Below are 18,122 nucleotides of genomic sequence, written 5' to 3' on the forward strand. Positions count from 1 at the left end.
GGCGCCGACAAGCCCGCTATTCCACCCCGATGAGCAGGGGGGCCGAGTAGCGCCCGCCGCGGTAGGTGACGGTGTCCACGGCGAGGTGGCCGTGCTGGACGTAGGCCTCCAGGCGCCCGGCGAGGGTGTCGGGGACCTCGGGTCCGAGGACGAGGGTGACCAGTTCGCCGCCGGAGCCGAGCATGCGCCGCAGGACGGCCTCGGCGGTCTCGGGGAGGCCGGATCCGATGACGGCGACGTCGCCGTCGATGAGGCCGAGGACGTCCCCGGCCTGGCAGATGCCGGCGGAGGTGAAGGACTGCCTTTCGGCGACGGCCAGTTCCCCGTAGCGGGTGGCGCCGGCGGCGGCGGTCATGGCGACCACGTCCTCGTCGAAGCTGGCGTCGGGGTCGTGGACGGCGAGCGCGGCGAGGCCCTGGACGGCGGAGCGGGTGGGGATCACGGCGACCCGTACGCCGTCGGCGCGGGCCTTCTCGGCGGCGGCGGAGGCGGCGGCCCGCAGGTCGGCGGAGCCGGGCAGCAGGGCCACCTCGCGGGCGTGCGCCCGGTGGATGGCGTCGACCAGTTCGGCGACGGCGGGCGGCTCGCCGGGGCGGGCGAGGACGGTGGTGGCGCCGGCCTCGCCGCACAGCGCGGCCAGTCCCTCGCCGGGGACGACGGCGACGACGGCCCGCTGGGCGCGCGGGGCCGCGGTCCGGCGGCGTTCGTCGCCGAAGTGGGTGATGCGGATGCGGTGGGGGCGCCCGGCGACGACCCCGGCCTCGACGGCCGCGCCGGGGTCGTCGACGTGCACGTGGACGTTCCACAGGCCGTCGCCGCCGACCACCACCAGGGAGTCGCCGAGCCCGTCGAGCGTCTCGCGCAGGGTGTCGACGGCGGCCTCGGCGGCCTCCAGCAGGTAGACGACCTCGTACGCCGGTCCGCCCTCGTCCTCGGCGCACGCCGGGCCCTCGCCCGGTACGGGCACCAGGCGGCCGGGGACGGCCCGCGCGTCGGGCTCCCGCCCGGACAGCGCCTGCCACAGGGCCCCGAGTACGGCGACCAGCCCGCAGCCGCCGGCGTCGACCACGCCGGCCCGGCCCAGCGCGGCCAGCTGTCCGGGGGTCTCGGCGAGGGCCGTACGGGCCCCCTCGTAGGCGGCGTGGGCGACCTCGGCGACGCCGGCGGCGGCCCTGTCCGCCGCCCCGGCGGCGCGGGCGGCGGCGCCGGCGACGGTGAGCATGGTCCCCTCGACGGGGTGTGCGACGGCCCGGTAGGCCTCCTCGGCGGCGCGTTCCAGGGCCCGCGCCAGCAGCGGGCCGGGGGCGCGGTCGCCGGGGGCGGAGCCGAGGACGTCGGCGACGCCGCGCAGCAGCTGGGCGAGGATCGTCCCGGAGTTGCCCCGGGCGCCTATGAGCGCGCCGTGCGCGTAGGCCCGTACGGCCTCGGCGAGGGAGAGCGGCGCGGCTGTGTCCTCGGTCACGGAGTCCGTCGCCCGGGGGGCGCTCCCGGCGGCCCGGCAGGCGCCGGCCAGGGCGCGGTCGGCGGCCTCGGCGGTCAGGTAGAGGTTGGTGCCGGTGTCGGAGTCCGCGACGGGGTAGACGTTGATGGCGTCGATGTCCTCGCGGGCCCGGCCCAGTGCGGCCAGGGCCAGCGAGCTCCAGGTGCGCACGGCTTCGGCGTCGAGGGTGTGCGGCTCGGACTCGTGCGCCACCGGGCGTTCCTCCTTGTGCGGGCCAGGGTTCACCGCAGGGTAACGAAGGGTTCCGGCCGAGCCGGGACCCCGGGGCGGAGCCCGGTCCGGACATGGTAGTTTTCTTGGACCGAAGCAGTCGTTGTATGCTGCTCAGGTTGCCCGTCGAGAGTCGGGACATTCATCCGGCAAGCCACTTCAGATCTCTGATTCCGGTGCGCCGGATTTCACTGTAATTGCATCTGAAGTCTTTGGAGTGACCTGTGGCTGCCAACTGCGACGTTTGCGCCAAGGGGCCGAGCTTCGGCAACAACATCTCCCACTCGCACCGCCGCACCTCGCGTCGCTGGAACCCGAACATCCAGCGCGTCCGTGCCGTGGTCAATGGGACGCCGAAGCGCCTCAACGCCTGCACCTCGTGCATCAAGGCCGGCAAGGTCTCGCGCTGACGCCTCTCGTCGTCGTAGCGCAGCCCTTTCCGGTTGCCAAGAAGGCCGGTTCACCTCTGGTGAACCGGCCTTTTGCCTTTCCCGGAGCCGCGAGCGCGTGAGGTCCGCGTGAGGTCGGGACCCGACACCGGCCGCCCCCGAGGGGGCGGCCGGTGTCGTCAGCGCGTGCGCCAGGCGTGGTCCACGGGGCCGATGCCGCCGCCGAGCGCGAAGCCGGCGGCGATGGCGCCGGTGACGTACGCCTTGGCCTCGGTGACGGCCTCCGGTACGGGCAGGCCCCTGGCGAGTCCGGCCGCGACGGCGCTGGCGAGGGTGCAGCCGGTGCCGTGGGTGTGGCGGTTGTCGTGGCGGGGGGCGCGCAGCCACAGTTCGGTGGCGCCGTCGGTGAGCAGGTCGACGGCCTCGGGCCCGCCGGTGTCGAGGTGTCCGCCCTTGACGAGGGCCCAGCGCGCTCCGTAGCCCAGGATCGCGTCGGCGGCCCGCCGCATGTCGTCCTCGCTCTCCACGACGAGGCCCGTCAGCTGCGTCACCTCGTCGAGGTTGGGCGTGGCCACCGTCGCCCGGGGCAGCAGTTCCTTGCGGACGGCGTCCAGCGCGGAGGCGGCCAGCAGGGCGTCCCCGTGCTTGGAGACGCCGACGGGGTCCACGACCGCGGGGGCCGCGGTGTCGGCCAGCAGGGCGGCCACCGTCTCCACCAGGGGGGTGGAGGAGAGCATGCCGGTCTTGACGGCGTCGACCCCGATGTCGTCCACCACGGCCCGGTACTGGGCGGTGACGGCCTCGGCGGGGAGCTCCCACGCCCCCCGCACACCGAGGGAGTTCTGGGCGGTCACCGCCGTGATCACGCTCATGCCGTGCACGCCGAGGGCGAGCATCGTCTTGAGGTCGGCCTGGATGCCCGCACCGCCGCCGGAGTCGGATCCGGCGACGGTCAGGCACAGCGGCGGCCGGGCCGCCGGGGGCCGCTCCGCGTCGTGCGCGGGCGCGCTCCCGGGCTCGCTCCCGGGCTCGCTCGCCGACCCGTTCACCGGCGCGGTCACCGGGTGGTCTCCTCGACGGCCGGATCGGCGCCGAAGTGGTCCCAGCCGCCGGTGCTGGTCCACGGGGCGCCGTCCACGGTCACCTGGGGCAGCGCGGAGCGGTGCTGGACCTCGCCGATGACCTTCCAGCGGGCCGGGAGCTTCACGTCGGGCGGGAAGGTCGCCACGATGGCGTGGTCCTCTCCCCCCGTGAGCACCCACTGGAGCGGGTCCACGCCGACGGCCTGCCCGATGTCGTGCATCTGCGTCGGGATGTCCACGGCGCCCGAACGCACGTCGATCCGGACCTTGCTGGCCTCGGCGATGTGTCCGAGGTCGGCGATCAGTCCGTCGCTGACGTCGGTCATGGCGGTGGCGCCGAGGCCGGCCGCCGCCGGGCCCGCGTGGTAGGGCGGCTCGGGGCGGCGGTGCGCCTCGACGAACGCCCGCGGCGAGCGGAAGCCGCGCGAGAGCACCGCGAAGCCGGCGGCGGACCAGCCGAGCCATCCGGTGACCGCGACGACGTCCCCGGGGCGGGCGCCGGAGCGCAGGACGGGTTCGTGGTTGCGCAGGTCCCCGAGCGCGGTGATGGCGACGGTGATGGCGTCCCCGCGCACCACGTCCCCGCCGACCACGGCGGCCCCGGCGACCTGGCACTCGTCGCGGATGCCGTCCATCAGTTCGGTGGGCCAGGTCACCGGCAGTTCGGCCGGTACGACCAGGCCGAGCAGGAGCGCGGTCGGCACCGCGCCCATGGCGGCGATGTCCGCCAGGTTCTGCGCGGCGGCCTTGCGGCCGACGTCGTACGCCGTCGACCAGTCTCGGCGGAAGTGCCGGCCCTCCAGGAGGATGTCCGTGCTCGCCACGACCCGCCGGTCGGGGGCCGAGACCACGGCGGCGTCGTCACCGGGTCCGAGCCGGACCGCCGGGGTGGTGGTGAGCCGTGAGGTGAGCTCTCGAATGAGCCCGAACTCCCCCAGCTCGCCCACAGTGCCCTTCATCGCTGTGCCCCTTCTTGGCAAGTCCGCTTGCGGTCGCGAGCCGTCACAGCTCTGGGTACCGTCAACAGATACGTCAACTTCTGCTCTGCGTACGCCCCGCTGTGCGTGGCGCCGGGCCCGTGGGTCTCCCCGTGGCGCACGACGACGCGGTACCGTGGCGTCCCTTCTTCCCCGGGCCCACCCGCTGTCCCCGGGCCCACCCGAAGATTAGGGGAAATGATCCTCGTGGCCGCCCTGGAGGTTCCGTGGTACAGGCGTACATCCTCATCCAGACCGAGGTGGGCAAGGCGTCGTTCGTCGCCGAGTCCATCAGCAAGATCCCGGGGGTGATCCAGGCCGAGGACGTGACGGGCCCGTACGACGTGATCGTGCGCGCCCAGGCCGACACCGTGGACGAGCTCGGCCGCATGGTCGTGGCGAAGGTCCAGCAGGTGGAGGGCATCACCCGCACCTTGACCTGCCCCGTGGTCCATCTGTAGCCCCCGTCTACTCTTGGCCGGTGATGTCTTCGCACCGCCGGCCGTTCCGTCTCCTGGTCCTGTCCGCCGCTCCGGTCCTCGTGGCCCTCGCGGGCTGCGCCCCGGGGGATTCCGAAGCCCGGGTGGAACCGCCGCCCGCTCCGCCCGCCGAGGTCGCGAAGCTCTGTGCCGCACTGCACGAGGAGCTCCCGCGGTCGGTGGCGGGGCTGGCGCGGACCACCACCGAACCGGCGTCCGACCTGACCGCCGCGTGGGGCGGCTCGGCGATCGTACTGCGGTGCGGTATCCCCAAGCCCCCCGAGATGGCGGATCCCCGGCAGGAGGGCGTGGAGGTGAACGGCGTCGGCTGGCTGTTGCAGAAGGCGCCGGACGGCGGCTTCCGGTTCGTCACCGGCTCGCGGCTGGCGTACACGGAGGTCCGGGTCGACAAGGAGCATGCCACGGACGCGGGCCTGCTCGTCGATCTGTCCGCCGCCGTGGCGAAGGCCGTCCCCGTCGGCATCTCCTCGTACTGAGTCCCGCCGGGCACCGGCGCGCACCGCGTCCGCTCACACCGCCGCCCGCCGGCGCCGCCCTCGCGGGCGGGGTCGGCGGGCGGTCGGCTGTACGGGGCGGACCCGGGCCGGGCCGTCTAGCGCAGTCCGGTCGGGCGGCGCAGGGCGGCCTGGATCAGGAGGTCGACCAGCTCCGGGTACTCGATGCCCGACTCCTGCCACATGCGCGGGTACATGGAGATCGGGGTGAACCCCGGCATGGTGTTGATCTCGTTGATCACGAACTCGCCGTCCTCGGTGAGGAAGAAGTCGGCGCGCACCAGGCCCTCGCAGGAGGCCGCCTCGAAGGCCTCGATCGCGAGCCGGCGCACCTCGGCCGTCTGCTCCTCGGTGAGCGGGGCGGGCACGATCCCGGAGGCGGAGTCGATGTACTTCGCCTCGAAGTCGTAGAAGTCGTGGCTGGAGACCGGGGGGATCTCGGCGGGGACGCTGGCGCGCGGCCCGTCCTCGAACTCCAGGACGCCGCACTCGATCTCGCGGCCGCGCAGCAGCGCCTCCACGATGATCTTCGGGTCGTGGCGGCGGGCCTCGCGGATGGCCTCGTCCAGGCCGGAGGCGTCGTCGACCTTGGTGATGCCGATGGAGGAGCCGGCGCGGGCGGGCTTGATGAACAGCGGCCAGCCGTGCTCGGCGGCGAAGTCCAGGATCCGGCCGCGGGCGCCCTCACGGTCGGCGTCCCACTCGCGGGGGCGGACGGTGAGGTAGGGGCCCACCTTCAGACCGAAGGAGGTGAACACCCGCTTCATGTAGTCCTTGTCCTGGCCGACGGCCGAGGACAGGACGCCGGAGCCCACGTAGGGGATCCCGGAGAGCTCCAGGAGGCCCTGGAGGGTGCCGTCCTCGCCGTAGGGGCCGTGGAGCACGGGGAAGACGACGTCGACCTCGCCCAGGGCCTTGGGGACGGCGCCCGGCTCGGTGTAGACGACCTCGCGGCTGGCGGGGTCCACGGACAGCACGACGGTGCCGTCCGGGGACTCCGCGAGCGCCTCCACGTTCGGGAGGGCGCGGTCGGCGATGGCCATGCGCTCGGGTTCGTCGGCCGTCAGGGCCCACCGGCCGTCCGTGGTGATGCCGATGGGCAGCACCTCGTACTTGGCGCGGTCGATGGAGCGCAGGACCGCGCCCGCCGTGACGACCGAGATGGCGTGTTCCGAGCTGCGGCCGCCGAACACGACGGCCACGCGGGGCTTGCGGCCCTGCTGCTCAGGGGTCTGGGGGAGGTTCTCGCTGCTCATATCGCCACGAGGGTACCCGCTCAAGCGTCCGGAAAGGACTCAGCGACGTTCCGGTTTGGCACTGCGCCCCATGAGTTCCTTCAGGGCGACCAGCGGCGGCTTGCCGTGGTGCACGATGTCGACCACGGTGTCCGTGATGGGCATGTCCACCCCGTGGCGCCGTGCCAGATCCGCCACCGACTCGCAGGACTTGACGCCCTCGGCGGTCTGTCGGGTCACCGCGATGGTCTCCTCCAGGGTCATCCCGCGGCCCAGGTTGGTGCCGAAGGTGTGGTTCCGGGAGAGCGGCGAGGAGCAGGTCGCGACGAGGTCGCCGAGGCCCGCGAGGCCGGAGAAGGTGAGGGGGTCCGCCCCCATCGCGAGGCCCAGGCGGGTGGCTTCGGCCAGGCCTCGGGTGATGAGTGAGCCCTTGGTGTTGTCGCCCAGGCCCATGCCGTCCGCGATGCCGACGGCGAGGCCGATGACGTTCTTGACGGCGCCGCCGAGCTCGCAGCCGATGACGTCGGTGCTGGTGTACGGGCGGAAGTACGGGGTGTGGCAGGCGGCCTGGAGGCGCCGGGCCACGGACTCGTCCACGCAGGCCACGACGGAGGCGGCGGGCTGGCGGGCGACGATCTCGCGGGCCAGGTTGGGGCCGGTGACGACGGCGACGCGCTCGGCGGGGACCTTGGCCACCTCCTCGATGACCTCGCTCATCCGCTTGGCGGTGCCGAGTTCGATGCCCTTCATGAGGGAGACCAGCACGGCGTGGTCGGGCAGCAGCGGCGCCCACGCGGCGAGGTTGGCGCGCAGCGTCTGGGAGGGGATGGCGAGGACCGCGAAATCGGCGTCCCGGGCGGCCTCGGCCGCGTCCGTGGTGGCCCGCATGTTCGCGGGCAGTTCGACGCCGGGGAAGTAGTCCGGGTTGGTCCGACCGGTGTTGATGGCGTCGGCCACCTCGGGGCGCCGGCCCCAGAGGGTCACCTCGCAGCCGGCGTCGGCGAGGACCATGCCGAACGCCGTGCCCCACGAGCCGGTTCCGAAGACGGCCGCCTTCACGGGACGCGTCACTTCTTGCCCTCCCCCGCGGCGTCGCGCCGCTGCTGTGCCCTGGCCTTGCGGTGGTCGTACGGCTGCGCGGGAGCGCTCTCGCCGCGCAGCTCCTCCAGGAGCTTGGTGATGTCGGCCATGATGGCCTCGGTGGCGCCCTTGAGGACCTCCGGCGTGGGTTCCCGGTCGTAGTACGCCGAGAGGTCCACGGGCGGTCCCGCGAGCACCTGGAGGGTCTTGCGGGGCAACAGGCGGACCTTGTTCTCCTTGGCGTAGGGCGGCATCGCGAGGTTCGCGCCCCACTGGGCCACCGGAATGACGGGGGCCTTGGTGATCAATGCCACGCGGGCCGCGCCGCTCTTGCCGGCCATCGGCCACATGTCGGGATCGCGGGTGAGGGTGCCCTCCGGGTAAAAGGCCACGCATTCACCGCGCTCGATGGCGTCGACGGCGGCCCGGAATGCGTCCAGGGCGTTCGTGGTCTCGCGGTAGACGGGGATCTGCCCGGAGCCGCGCAGGATCATGCCGACGAAAGGCACCTTGAAGAGGCCGGCCTTCGCGAGCAATCGGGGCACCCGGCCGGTGTTGTACTGGAAGTGCGCGTAGGACAGCGGGTCCAGATACGAGTTGTGATTGACGGCGGTGATAAATCCCCCGTCGGCCGGAATGTGCTCCATTCCCCGCCAGTCCCGCTTGAAGAGCACTACCAGCGGCGGTTTCGCGATGACCGCCGCCAGGCGGTACCAGAAGCCGATTCTGCGGCGGGACACTCGGACACCTTCCTCTAAGGACCGGTGCGCGGCATTGGGCACCGTCTACGGCCGGACAAGTGTCGCCCCAGGTCCGGTCTCTGTCGAGGACACCGTACGCCCCGCTCGCCCCGGCGGTCCCCCCGGAAGCCGGCGGGGGGCGACAATGGGCCGACTGATGACCGGGCCATGACCTGCCGTTGGTCCGGGCGGGTGCGCGAGCGCACCGGAGGGAAGGGGTCCGTCACGAACGCCGTCTGGAGTCTGGTGGTCCCCCTGAAGCCGCTGGGCGTGGCCAAGAGCCGGCTGGCGGCGGCGGTGGGCGCCTCCCGTCCCGCCTTGGCCCTGGCGTTCGCCCAGGACACCGTCGCAGGGGCTCTGGCCTGCGCTTCGGTGGCGGATGTGGTGGTCGTCACGGACGACGCGGCGGCCGGCGCGGAGCTGGCGAGGCTCGGGGCGCGGGTCCTCGCGGACACCCCGGGCGCCGGGTTGAACGCCGCGCTGGAGCACGGTGCGCGGGCGGTGCGGGCGGGGCGGCCCCGCGCCGCGGTGGCCGCGCTGAACGCGGACCTGCCCGCGCTGCGTCCGTCGGAATTGCTACGCGTGCTCGAAAACGCCTCGACATTTCCTCGGGCATTTCTGGCGGATGCGGCCGGAATCGGGACGACCCTGCTTTCCGCGGGCCCGGGCAGGGAATTGGATCCCTCGTTCGGAGGCCCCTCCCGCGCCCGCCATTCGGCCTCGGGAGCGGTGGAAATCGCCCTGTCGGACGTGGAGAGCGTACGTCGGGACGTGGACACCGGAGCGGACCTGCGCAGGGCGCTGTCCCTCGGGGTGGGGCGGCACACCGCCCGATACAGTGCGCGTATGCAGGCGACCGCGTACACGTACGACTCCCAGACCCGCAGCGGCAGTGTGCTGCTCGACGACGGCACCCCGGTGCCCTTCGAGGCGGCGGCCTTCGACGCGGGCGGTCTGCGCCTGCTGCGCCCGGGGCAGCGGGTGCGCGTCGAGACGGACGGCGAGGGCGCGGCCCTGCGCATCACCCTGGTGACCCTACAGACCTTCTGATCCTCCGACGGGCGGGCGCCGACAGGGGCTCTGACCTGCGAAGAACGCACCGCGGGCCGGCTTCCCCACGGGGGAAGCCGGCCCGGCGTGTGTGACTCGTGCCCTTGGTGGTTACTTCTTGCGGGCGGTGGTCTTCTTCGCGGTGGCCTTGCGCGTCGCCGTCTTCTTGGCGGGCGCCTTCGTCGCGGTGGCCTTCTTGGCCGCCGGGGCGGTCTTCTTCGCGGTGGCGGTGGTCTTCTTGGCGGTCGTGGCGGCCTTCTTGGCCGGGGCCGCCTTCTTGGCCGTCGTCGCGGCCTTCTTCGCGACGGTGGTCTTCGCGGCCGTCTTCTTGACGGTCGTCGTGGCGGCCTTGCGCGCCGTGGTCTTCTTCGCGGTGGCCGCGGCCTTCTTGGCCACGGCGGTCTTCGCGGCGGCCTTCTTGGCCGTGGTGGCCTTCTTCGCGGCGGCCTTCTTGACGGTGGCGGAAGCCCCGCCGGTCAGGCTGCCCTTGGGGGCCTTCTTGACGGCGACCTCGTCACCCTTGGGGAGCTTCTTGGTGCCGCTGACCAGGTCCTTGAAGCCCTGACCCGCGCGGAAGCGGGGGACGGAGGTCTTCTTGACCCGGACGCGCTCACCCGTCTGCGGGTTGCGGGCGTACCGTGCCGGCCGGTCGACCTTCTCGAACGAGCCGAAGCCGGTGACCGAGACCCGGTCGCCCGCGACGACCGCGCGGACCATGGCGTCCAGGACCGCGTCGACAGCGTCCGCGGCCTGCTGACGGCCGCCGAGCTTGTCGGCAATCGCTTCTACGAGCTGCGCCTTGTTCACGTCTTCCCCTTCGGAGACATCGCCAGAACGAATGTGTTCAAGCTTATTTCGCACGTTAGGCGGATATATACCGCAAATCAAACACGAAACGGGCTAATCACCCTAGTGCCGCAACGATGTAGGCCGTTACGGAGTTCCTTCGCATCAGTCGCCTTCAGGGAATCGACCCTCGTCGAGGTCCTTCATCAACCTGTCCAGGCGCCTTGCCGCGTCGGCGAGATCATGCTTCGCCGCGGCGGTGACGACCAACAGCTTCCGGGACAGCGCCATCCTTACGCCCTCCGGGACTTGCAGTGTGCGCACCCTTGTGTGTGCTTCTTTCAACCGGTCCGCGACGAGTTCGTAGAGCTCGAGTTGACTGTCGCGTTCCATGCACAGATTGTGCCATCTGGGGCGAGTTGTCGCCTCACGGGGCCTCAACATACGGCTGTGCCCCCCGCCGGAAGGCGGGGGGCACAGTCTTGCCGATGTGATCACCCGAAGGCGAATAAGCGCTGATCAGGCCGGAATCAAGCCCGAATCGTTCGCGGCTTGAAGGCCGGGCGGGTGCTTTCGTAGGCGTCGATGTCGGCTTCGTTCTGAAGGGTGAGCGAGATGTCGTCCAGCCCCTCCAGCAGACGCCACCGGGCGTTGTCGTCGAGTTCGAACTCCGCCTCGACACCTTCCGCTCGGACCTTCCGGTCGACCAGGTCGACGGTGATCTCGGCGGTCGGGTCGGCCTCGGTCAGTTCCCACAGCCGATCGACGGTCTCCTGGGGCAGGACGACGGTCAGCAGGCCGTTCTTCAGCGAGTTGCCGCGGAAGATGTCGGCGAAGCGGGCGGAGATGACCGTCTTGAACCCGAAGTTCTGAAGGGCCCAGACGGCGTGTTCGCGCGAGGAACCCGTACCGAAGTCGGGGCCCGCGACCAGGACGGTCGCGCCGGCGCGCTCCGGGCGGTTCGTGACGAAGTCCGGGTCCTTGCGCCAGGCCTCGAACAGGCCGTCCTCGAACCCGTCGCGGGTGATCTTCTTCAGCCAGTGGGCCGGGATGATCTGGTCGGTGTCGACGTTGCTGCGGCGCAGCGGGACGGCCCGGCCGGTGTGGGTGGTGAAGGCTTCCATGGGTGATCAGACTCCGGCGGTCGCGTGGGCGTCGGACAGGTCGGCGGGCGAGGCCAGGTGGCCCAGGACCGCGGTGGCTGCGGCCACCTGCGGCGAGACCAGGTGGGTGCGCCCGCCCTTGCCCTGGCGGCCCTCGAAGTTGCGGTTGGAGGTGGACGCGGAGCGCTCACCGGGGGCCAACTGGTCCGGGTTCATGCCCAGGCACATCGAGCAGCCCGCGTGCCGCCATTCGGCGCCGGCCTCCTTGAAGACCTTGTCCAGGCCCTCCTCCACGGCCTGGAGCGCGACGCGGACCGAGCCGGGGACGACCAGCATCCGTACGCCGTCGGCGACTTTGCGGCCCTCGATGATCCCGGCGACGGCGCGCAGGTCCTCGATGCGGCCGTTGGTGCAGGAACCTACGAAGACCGTGTCCACCCTGATCTCGCGCAGCGGCTGCCCGGCGGTCAACCCCATGTACTCCAGGGCCTTTTCGGCGGCCAGGCGCTCCGAAGCGTCCTCGTACGAAGCGGGGTCGGGGACGTTCGCCGACAGGGGTGCGCCCTGGCCCGGGTTGGTGCCCCAGGTGACGAACGGGGACAGCTCGGAGCCGTCGATGACGACCTCGGCGTCGAAGACCGCGTCGTCGTCGGTGCGCAGCGTCTTCCAGTACGCGACCGCCGCGTCCCAGTCCTCGCCCTCGGGGGCGTGGTCGCGGCCCTGGAGGTAGTCGAAGGTGGTCCGGTCGGGGGCGATCATGCCCGCACGGGCGCCGGCCTCGATCGACATGTTGCAGATGGTCATGCGGGCTTCCATCGAGAGCTTCTCGACGGCCTCGCCGCGGTACTCCAGGATGTAGCCCTGGCCGCCGCCGGTACCGATCCGGGCGATGATCGCCAGGATCAGGTCCTTGGCGGTGACGCCCTCGGCCAGCTCTCCGGTGACGGTGATGGCCATCGTCTTCGGGCGGGCCAGCGGCAGCGTCTGGGTGGCCAGCACGTGCTCGACCTGGCTGGTGCCGATGCCGAACGCCAGCGCGCCGAAGGCGCCGTGCGTGGAGGTGTGCGAGTCGCCGCAGACCACGGTGGTGCCCGGCTGGGTCAGCCCCAGCTGGGGGCCCACGACGTGGACGACACCCTGCTCGACGTCGCCCAGGGAGTGCAGGCGGACACCGAACTCGGCGCAGTTCTTGCGCAGCGTCTCCAGCTGGGCCCGGGAGACCGGGTCCGCGATCGGCTTGTCGATGTCGAGGGTGGGGGTGTTGTGGTCCTCGGTCGCGATGGTGAGGTCCAGCCGCCGGACCTTGCGGCCGGCCTGCCGCAGCCCGTCGAAGGCCTGCGGGCTGGTCACCTCGTGCAGCAGGTGGAGATCAATGAAGAGGAGATCGGGCTCGCCCTCGGCGCGCCGGACGACATGGTCGTCCCAGACCTTCTCCGCGAGTGTCCTACCCATCGCTTTCCCTCCGGCCGGCCCGTGGGACCGGCGCTTCCTAGAGATCTGTTGCGCCTGATCGCCCGCTACCCCACCTGCGAAACGACGGCTCGGACCCATTGGTTCGTGGACCCGCACATACAGACTCGCTCGTTCTTGGAAAATTTGAACTTGCGTTTCACAGTGTGAGACGTGAATATCGTTTCATGGACAACTCTAGCGGCGTCGGCGTTCTCGACAAGGCAGCTCTGGTATTGAGCGCACTGGAGTCCGGTCCGGCCACCCTCGCCGGGCTGGTCGCGGCGACAGGGCTCGCACGACCCACGGCACATCGCCTTGCCGTGGCACTGGAACACCACCGGATGGTGGCGAGGGACATGCAGGGCCGGTTCATCCTCGGCCCGCGGTTGGCAGAGCTTGCCGCCGCGGCCGGCGAGGACCGCCTGCTGGCAACGGCCGGACCGGTGCTCACACACCTCCGTGACGTGACCGGCGAGAGTGCGCAGCTCTACCGGCGTCAGGGCGACATGCGCATCTGCGTGGCGGCCGCCGAGCGGCTGTCGGGCCTGCGGGACACCGTCCCCGTGGGCTCCACGCTCCCGATGAAGGCGGGTTCGGCGGCGCAGATCCTGATGGCCTGGGAGGAGCCCGAGCGGCTCCACCGCGGTCTGCAGGGCGCGCGCTTCACGGCCACGGCCCTGTCCGGCGTACGACGCCGCGGCTGGGCCCAGTCGATCGGCGAGCGGGAGCCCGGCGTGGCGTCCGTCTCCGCGCCCGTACGCGGCCCCTCCAACCGCGTCGTGGCCTCCGTGTCGGTCTCCGGGCCGATCGAGCGCCTGACGCGCCACCCGGGGCGCATGCACGCCCAGGCCGTCATCGACGCGGCCGCCCGACTGACGGAGGCGCTGCGCCGCTCCGGCTGAGCGGCGCCCCAGGTCTTCGATCCCCATCCACCCCCGGGCCCGGGGGCGCGTACGACGCCGCACACGTCCGAACTCGCGCCGCCGGGCCCGCACTTGTCCGCACTGCCCGCCTCCGCGCGCGGGCATACGGAAGAGGCCCTCCGCGATGATCGCGGAGGGCCTCTCCTGTTACGTACCCCCGACCGGATTCGAACCGGCGCTACCGCCTTGAGAGGGCGGCGTGCTAGGCCGCTACACAACGGGGGCTAGCTTTACTGCGGTACTGCGCTGGGCTACCAGGACTCGAACCTAGAATAAGGGAACCAGAAACCCTCGTGTTGCCAATTACACTATAGCCCAAAGGTCTAGACCTGCTAGACACAGTACCCCCGACCGGATTCGAACCGGCGCTACCGCCTTGAGAGGGCGGCGTGCTAGGCCGCTACACAACGGGGGCCCTAGCGATCCTGCATCAAGACGTCCGGGTGCGACCCTGGAGATCTCGCGGGAAGGATCTGTACCCCCGACCGGATTCGAACCGGCGCTACCGCCTTGAGAGGGCGGCGTGCTAGGCCGCTACACAACGGGGGCAAAGCACTGCGTTACTGCTGCACTGCGCTGGGCTACCAGGACTCGAACCTAGAATAAGGGAACCAGAAACCCTCGTGTTGCCAATTACACTATAGCCCACCGAACTTCAACCCCCTGGGGGGCTTTCGTTTGGTTAGCGCCTCCGTTTCGGCCTTTCGGCCCGCTCGGCGGCGCAGAAAGAACATTACCGGATGCCTGACCGTGCTCCAAAACGGGTATCGGCGGCCAGCAGCTCCGGCAGTCCGTCAAGGCCCGCGATGCGGTGTACCCCGGTCGGGGCGGGGCCGCGCCGGCCGTCCCGGTCCAGCCAGACGGCCGTCAGGCCCGCGTCCCGGGCCCCGCGCGCGTCGATCTCCGGCTGGTCGCCCACGTAGGCCACCTCGTGCGGCGGCAGGCCCAGCGCCTCGCACGCGGCCAGGAAGGCTCCCGCTTCCGGTTTGCTCACCCCGAGCTCCGCGGCGCACACCAGCACCTCGAAGCGTTCGCGTACGCCGAGCCGGCGCAGCTTGGGGTCCTGGTTGGCGACGGAGGAGTTGGAGAGCACCCCGTGGCGGTAGAGCCCGGCGAGGGCGTCGAGGGCCGGCAGGACGTCCGGGAAGAGGGTCCAGGCGGCCTCGTAGTGGGCGACGTAGCGCGTGAACCAGGCGTCGACGTCCGGGTCCGCCATGTCGGGGAGCGCGAGGAACTCCCGTACGCGGTCGCGGCGTTGACCGGGGAAGGTGACCTCGCCGGCGGAGAAGCGCTCCCAGTGGCGCTCGGTGAGCCGGCGCCACAGGGCGAGGGCCTCGTCGGGGGAGCCGTAGCGCTCCGCGAGGCCCTCGTCGACGAGGTGGCGGGCGAGTCCGGCCGTGTCGGCACCCGTGTAGTCGAAGAGGGTGTCGTCGATGTCCCACAGCACGGCGCGGATCGGCATGGGGCCGAGCCTACGCCGCGCCGTCCTCCTCGGTGGGCACGACGAAGAAGTCGGTCACGAAGCAGGTGACGGCGCCGTCGCGGTCGCGGCCGACCCAGGTCGGGTAGGAGCCGTCGCCCCAGCCGGAGGAGAAGGCGGCGAGGTTGTGTCCTTGCTCACCCGCGACGAGGTAGGGGCCGGGGCCGTGGTCGTTCTCCTCGAAGGCGTCCCACAGGGGGCCCTCGTCGCCCTCGCACAGCGGGAAGGACTCGTCGGCGGTCACGTCGTAGAAGCAGCCCGCGCCCGCGTCGACGCCGTAGCCGTAGTACTCGTCCTCCCCGAGGGCCGCCGCGTCCTGGCCGGCCAGGAGCGCCTGCTCCCAGCTCACCGTCTCGGTGTCGGAGATCACCAGACGGGCCGCGGCCGTGCGCAGGTGCGGGGTGTCGGAGGTCGGTTCGCCCGGGGTGACCAGGGTGGCTATGGCCGTCTCGACGCGGTAGCGGCCCGGGGCCACCCGGGCGGTGAAGGGTTCGGCCTCGCCCGAGCCGAGGCCGATGAAGGGGTCGCAGGCGGTGACCTGGCCGCTGGGGAGCCACAGCTCGCCGGCGACGGCCACGTGGAGCGTGCCGCGCCGGCCGCTCTCGTAGGTGAAGGAGTGCCCCGGGGTGAAGTAGCGGGCGTAGTCGGGGGCGGTCATGGGCATGCGGGGGCCTTCCACGGGCAGGGGGACGGTTGATCGACAGCACGCACCCTAGGGGGTCGGGCCGACAACGCCGAAGGGGCGGCCGCCGGGTCGGCGGCCGCCCCTTCGGGGGATGCGGGTCGTCAGGCGGAGAGCTTCGCCAGGGCCGCGTCGATGCGCTCCAGCGAGCGCTCCTTGCCCAGGATCTCCAGGGACTCGAACAGCGGCAGACCCACCGTGCGGCCGGTGACGGCGACACGGACGGGGGCCTGGGCCTTGCCGAGCTTGAGGCCGTGGGCCTCGCCGGCGGTCAGGACGGCCTGCTTGAGGGACTCGGGGTCCGACCAGTCGGCGGCGTCGAGCTTCTCGCGGGCGGTGGTCAGCAGGGCCGCGGGCTCGCCCTTCATGGCCTTGTCCCAGGACGCCTGGTCCTCGACGGGGCTCTTGAGGAAGAGGAAGTCGACGTTCGCGGTGATGTCCGACAGGACGGTCACGCGGGTCTGGGCGTGCGGGGCGATCCGGTCCCAGGCGTCGGCGTCGAAGTCCTCGGGCGCCCAGTTGGCGTGCGGGGCGCGCAGCCAGGGGGCGCAGGCGTCCGCGAAGGCCTTGGGGTCGAGGCGTCGGATGTGGTCGGCGTTGATCGCCTCGCACTTCTTCAGGTCGAAGCGGGCCGGGTTGGCGTTGACGTCCGGGATGTCGAACTTCGCCACCATCTCCTCGATCGAGAAGATGTCCTGGTCCTTGGAGAAGGACCAGCCGAGGAGCGAGAGGTAGTTCAGCAGGCCCTCGGGCAGGAAGCCGCGCTCGCGGTAGAGGTTGAGCGAGGACTCGGGGTCGCGCTTGGAGAGCTTCTTGTTGCCCTCGCCCATCACGTACGGCAGGTGGCCGAACTCGGGGATGCCCTTGGCCACGCCCAGCTCGATGAGCGCCTTGTACAGGGCGATCTGGCGCGGGGTGGAGGACAGCAGGTCCTCGCCGCGCAGCACGTGCGTGATCTCCATCAGCGCGTCGTCGACCGGGTTGACGAGCGTGTAGAGGGGGGCGCCGTTGGCCCGCAGGATGCCGAAGTCCGGCACGTTCTCCGGGGTGAAGGTCAGCTCGCCGCGGACGAGGTCGGTGAAGGTGATGGCCTCGTCGGGCATCCGGAAGCGGACGATGGAGGGGCGGCCCTCCTCCTCGTACGCGGCCTTCTGCGCGTCGGTGAGGTCGCGGCACTGGCCGTCGTAGCCGGAGGGCCTGCCGGCCGCGCGGGCGGCCTCGCGGCGCTGGTCGAGCTCCTCGGTGGTGCAGTAGCAGTGGTAGGCGTAGCCGCCGTCCTGGAGCTTCTTCGCGACATCCGCGTAGATGTCCATGCGCTGGGACTGGCGGTACGGGGCGTGGGGGCCGCCGACCTCGGGGCCCTCGTCCCAGGTGAAGCCGAGCCAGCGCAGCGAGTCGAGCAGCTGGCCGTAGGACTCCTCGGAGTCGCGGGCCGCGTCGGTGTCCTCGATGCGGAAGACGAACGTGCCGCCGTGGTGGCGCGCGAACGCCCAGTTGAAGAGGGCGGTGCGGACCAGGCCCACGTGGGGGTTGCCGGTCGGGGAGGGACAGAAACGTACGCGGACAGGTCCGTTAACCACGCTTGATCACCTTGTTGGTGAGAGTGCCGATGCCTTCGATGGTGACGGCGACCTCGTCGCCGACGTTGAGGGGGCCGACTCCGGCCGGGGTCCCCGTGAGGATGACGTCGCCCGGGAGGAGGGTCATCGCCTCGCTGATGTGCACGACCAGGTCCTCGATGGAGCGGATCATCTCGCCGGTGCGGCCGAGCTGGCGCTGTTCGCCGTTGACGGTGCACTGGACGGTCAGGTCGCTCGGGTCGAGGTCGGTCTCGATCCAGGGGCCGAGGGGGCAGGAGCTGTCGAAGCCCTTGGCCCGCGCCCACTGCTTCTCGCGGCGCTGAATGTCGCGCGCGGTGACGTCGTTGGCGCAGGTGTAGCCGAGGATGACGTCCTTGACGCGCTCCTTCGGGACCTCGCGGCACATCCGCCCGATCACCACGGCGAGCTCCGCCTCGTGGTGCAGCTCCTGGGAGAAGGACGGGTACGCGATGGGGTCGCCGGGGCCCACCACCGAGGTGGAGGGCTTGAAGAAGACGAGGGGCGGCTCGGGGCGGCCCTGCTCGTCGACGATCTCGTGCCCGAGCTCCGCCGCGTGCTCCGTGTAGTTGCGGCCGACGGCCACGACCTTGTTCGGGAGCACGGGCGGGAGCAGGCGGACCTTGCTCAGCGGGACCTTCGTGCCGGAGAGCTCGAAGTCCGCGAAGGGGATGCCCTTGATGATGTCGAGCACGAGCGTCGACTCGTCACCGGGGGCGCTGCTGCCCTCGACCGCGCCGAACGCGACGTTGCCGTCGATCGAGAACCTGGCGATGCGCACGTGTTGCGTCTGCCCCTCTTGTGTTGCCGCTGCTGGAGTCTGCGGACTCCAGGCTAACG

The 18,122-nt window shown here is 71.6% G+C and carries 18 protein-coding genes, 5 tRNA genes and 1 pseudogene; 5 read left to right on the plus strand and 19 right to left on the minus strand.

All coding sequences use genetic code 11. The features are described 5' to 3' along the window. Positions 1 to 16 precede the first annotated feature (16 nt). Complete coding sequence (locus ACZ6ZI_RS13965; protein ID WP_469519835.1) at positions 17 to 1,693, minus strand: DAK2 domain-containing protein; 1,677 nt, start codon at positions 1,691 to 1,693, stop codon at positions 17 to 19. A gap of 242 nt (positions 1,694 to 1,935) precedes the next feature. Here ACZ6ZI_RS13965 and rpmB point away from each other — a divergent pair, with 242 nt between their 5' ends. Next, on the plus strand, positions 1,936 to 2,121 hold the full coding sequence (gene rpmB, locus ACZ6ZI_RS13970) for a 50S ribosomal protein L28 (RefSeq protein WP_007266795.1): 186 nt from the start codon (positions 1,936 to 1,938) through the stop codon (positions 2,119 to 2,121). A 158-nt stretch (positions 2,122 to 2,279) separates the two neighbouring features. On the opposite strand, the gene thiD is transcribed toward rpmB, so the two are convergent. Both thiD and ACZ6ZI_RS13980 read right to left on the minus strand, forming a co-directional pair. After that, positions 2,280 to 3,062: a bifunctional hydroxymethylpyrimidine kinase/phosphomethylpyrimidine kinase gene (gene thiD, locus ACZ6ZI_RS13975; RefSeq protein WP_469520569.1), complete on the minus strand. Its 783-nt coding sequence runs from the start codon at positions 3,060 to 3,062 to the stop codon at positions 2,280 to 2,282. Positions 3,063 to 3,157: 95 nt separating this feature from the next. Next, positions 3,158 to 4,141, minus strand: coding sequence for a thiamine-phosphate kinase (locus ACZ6ZI_RS13980; protein ID WP_363057572.1), 984 nt, complete (start codon positions 4,139 to 4,141; stop codon positions 3,158 to 3,160). Positions 4,142 to 4,386: 245 nt separating this feature from the next. Between ACZ6ZI_RS13980 and ACZ6ZI_RS13985 the strand changes: the two genes are divergently transcribed. Both ACZ6ZI_RS13985 and ACZ6ZI_RS13990 read left to right on the plus strand, forming a co-directional pair. Then, the gene (locus tag ACZ6ZI_RS13985; RefSeq protein WP_363057574.1) at positions 4,387 to 4,620 is read left to right on the plus strand and encodes an Lrp/AsnC family transcriptional regulator; all 234 of its coding nucleotides are present in this window, start codon (positions 4,387 to 4,389) and stop codon (positions 4,618 to 4,620) included. A gap of 23 nt (positions 4,621 to 4,643) precedes the next feature. Beyond that, positions 4,644 to 5,135: a DUF3515 domain-containing protein gene (locus tag ACZ6ZI_RS13990; protein ID WP_469520571.1), complete on the plus strand. Its 492-nt coding sequence runs from the start codon at positions 4,644 to 4,646 to the stop codon at positions 5,133 to 5,135. Positions 5,136 to 5,251: 116 nt separating this feature from the next. On the opposite strand, the gene ACZ6ZI_RS13995 is transcribed toward ACZ6ZI_RS13990, so the two are convergent. Genes ACZ6ZI_RS13995 through ACZ6ZI_RS14005 form a run of 3 tightly spaced genes read right to left on the minus strand, consistent with a single transcriptional unit; the run spans position 5,252 to position 8,208 of the window. Then, positions 5,252 to 6,409: a D-alanine--D-alanine ligase family protein gene (locus ACZ6ZI_RS13995; RefSeq protein WP_363057578.1), complete on the minus strand. Its 1,158-nt coding sequence runs from the start codon at positions 6,407 to 6,409 to the stop codon at positions 5,252 to 5,254. A gap of 39 nt (positions 6,410 to 6,448) precedes the next feature. Continuing rightward, positions 6,449 to 7,459 carry an NAD(P)H-dependent glycerol-3-phosphate dehydrogenase gene (locus ACZ6ZI_RS14000; RefSeq protein ID WP_469519839.1) on the minus strand — a complete coding sequence of 337 codons (1,011 nt, stop codon included), beginning with the start codon at positions 7,457 to 7,459 and terminating at the stop codon, positions 6,449 to 6,451. Next, positions 7,456 to 8,208: a lysophospholipid acyltransferase family protein gene (locus tag ACZ6ZI_RS14005; RefSeq protein WP_469519841.1), complete on the minus strand. Its 753-nt coding sequence runs from the start codon at positions 8,206 to 8,208 to the stop codon at positions 7,456 to 7,458. The genes ACZ6ZI_RS14000 and ACZ6ZI_RS14005 overlap by 4 nt, the downstream gene beginning before the upstream one ends. A 168-nt stretch (positions 8,209 to 8,376) precedes the next feature. On the opposite strand from ACZ6ZI_RS14005, the pseudogene cofC reads away from it, so the two are divergent. Then, a pseudogene (gene cofC, locus ACZ6ZI_RS14010) lies at positions 8,377 to 9,063 on the plus strand (2-phospho-L-lactate guanylyltransferase); the annotation flags it as partial. 306 nt (positions 9,064 to 9,369) lie between these two features. Here the strand turns inward: cofC and ACZ6ZI_RS14015 are convergent. The 4 genes from ACZ6ZI_RS14015 to leuC all read right to left on the minus strand — a co-directional run bounded on the left by ACZ6ZI_RS14015 (position 9,370) and on the right by leuC (position 12,599). Further along, positions 9,370 to 10,065, minus strand: coding sequence for an HU family DNA-binding protein (locus ACZ6ZI_RS14015; RefSeq protein WP_469519844.1), 696 nt, complete (start codon positions 10,063 to 10,065; stop codon positions 9,370 to 9,372). Between the two features lie 144 nt (positions 10,066 to 10,209). After that, on the minus strand, positions 10,210 to 10,437 hold the full coding sequence (locus tag ACZ6ZI_RS14020) for an SCO5555 family protein (RefSeq protein WP_008739877.1): 228 nt from the start codon (positions 10,435 to 10,437) through the stop codon (positions 10,210 to 10,212). A 137-nt stretch (positions 10,438 to 10,574) separates the two neighbouring features. After that, entirely contained in the window at positions 10,575 to 11,168 is a 594-nt protein-coding gene (gene leuD, locus ACZ6ZI_RS14025; protein WP_363057586.1) for a 3-isopropylmalate dehydratase small subunit, read from the minus strand. Positions 11,169 to 11,174: 6 nt separating this feature from the next. Further along, the gene (gene leuC, locus ACZ6ZI_RS14030) at positions 11,175 to 12,599 is read right to left on the minus strand and encodes a 3-isopropylmalate dehydratase large subunit (protein ID WP_363057588.1); all 1,425 of its coding nucleotides are present in this window, start codon (positions 12,597 to 12,599) and stop codon (positions 11,175 to 11,177) included. A 185-nt stretch (positions 12,600 to 12,784) separates the two neighbouring features. Here leuC and ndgR point away from each other — a divergent pair, with 185 nt between their 5' ends. Continuing rightward, complete coding sequence (ndgR, locus tag ACZ6ZI_RS14035) at positions 12,785 to 13,501, plus strand: IclR family transcriptional regulator NdgR (protein ID WP_007266782.1); 717 nt, start codon at positions 12,785 to 12,787, stop codon at positions 13,499 to 13,501. A 173-nt stretch (positions 13,502 to 13,674) separates the two neighbouring features. Here the strand turns inward: ndgR and ACZ6ZI_RS14040 are convergent. The 9 genes from ACZ6ZI_RS14040 to ACZ6ZI_RS14080 all read right to left on the minus strand — a co-directional run bounded on the left by ACZ6ZI_RS14040 (position 13,675) and on the right by ACZ6ZI_RS14080 (position 18,063). Then, positions 13,675 to 13,747 (minus strand) — tRNA-Glu (locus tag ACZ6ZI_RS14040). A 21-nt stretch (positions 13,748 to 13,768) separates the two neighbouring features. Then, positions 13,769 to 13,840: transfer RNA gene (locus tag ACZ6ZI_RS14045), tRNA-Gln, on the minus strand. Positions 13,841 to 13,864: 24 nt separating this feature from the next. Then, positions 13,865 to 13,937 (minus strand) — tRNA-Glu (locus tag ACZ6ZI_RS14050). 61 nt (positions 13,938 to 13,998) lie between these two features. Beyond that, positions 13,999 to 14,071: transfer RNA gene (locus ACZ6ZI_RS14055), tRNA-Glu, on the minus strand. 27 nt (positions 14,072 to 14,098) lie between these two features. Further along, positions 14,099 to 14,170, minus strand: a tRNA-Gln gene (locus ACZ6ZI_RS14060). 85 nt (positions 14,171 to 14,255) lie between these two features. Continuing rightward, positions 14,256 to 14,984: an HAD family hydrolase gene (locus ACZ6ZI_RS14065; protein ID WP_469519849.1), complete on the minus strand. Its 729-nt coding sequence runs from the start codon at positions 14,982 to 14,984 to the stop codon at positions 14,256 to 14,258. Positions 14,985 to 14,994: 10 nt separating this feature from the next. Then, a complete protein-coding gene (locus tag ACZ6ZI_RS14070; RefSeq protein WP_469519851.1) occupies positions 14,995 to 15,666 on the minus strand; it encodes a DUF4241 domain-containing protein in 672 nt (223 codons plus the stop codon). 122 nt (positions 15,667 to 15,788) lie between these two features. Then, positions 15,789 to 17,264 carry a glutamate--tRNA ligase gene (gltX, locus tag ACZ6ZI_RS14075; RefSeq protein ID WP_469519853.1) on the minus strand — a complete coding sequence of 492 codons (1,476 nt, stop codon included), beginning with the start codon at positions 17,262 to 17,264 and terminating at the stop codon, positions 15,789 to 15,791. Beyond that, the gene (locus ACZ6ZI_RS14080) at positions 17,257 to 18,063 is read right to left on the minus strand and encodes a fumarylacetoacetate hydrolase family protein (RefSeq protein WP_363057596.1); all 807 of its coding nucleotides are present in this window, start codon (positions 18,061 to 18,063) and stop codon (positions 17,257 to 17,259) included. The genes gltX and ACZ6ZI_RS14080 overlap by 8 nt, the downstream gene beginning before the upstream one ends. Between the last annotated feature and the right edge of the window lie 59 nt (positions 18,064 to 18,122).

Source organism: Streptomyces sp. NPDC103540 (assembly GCF_055584445.1).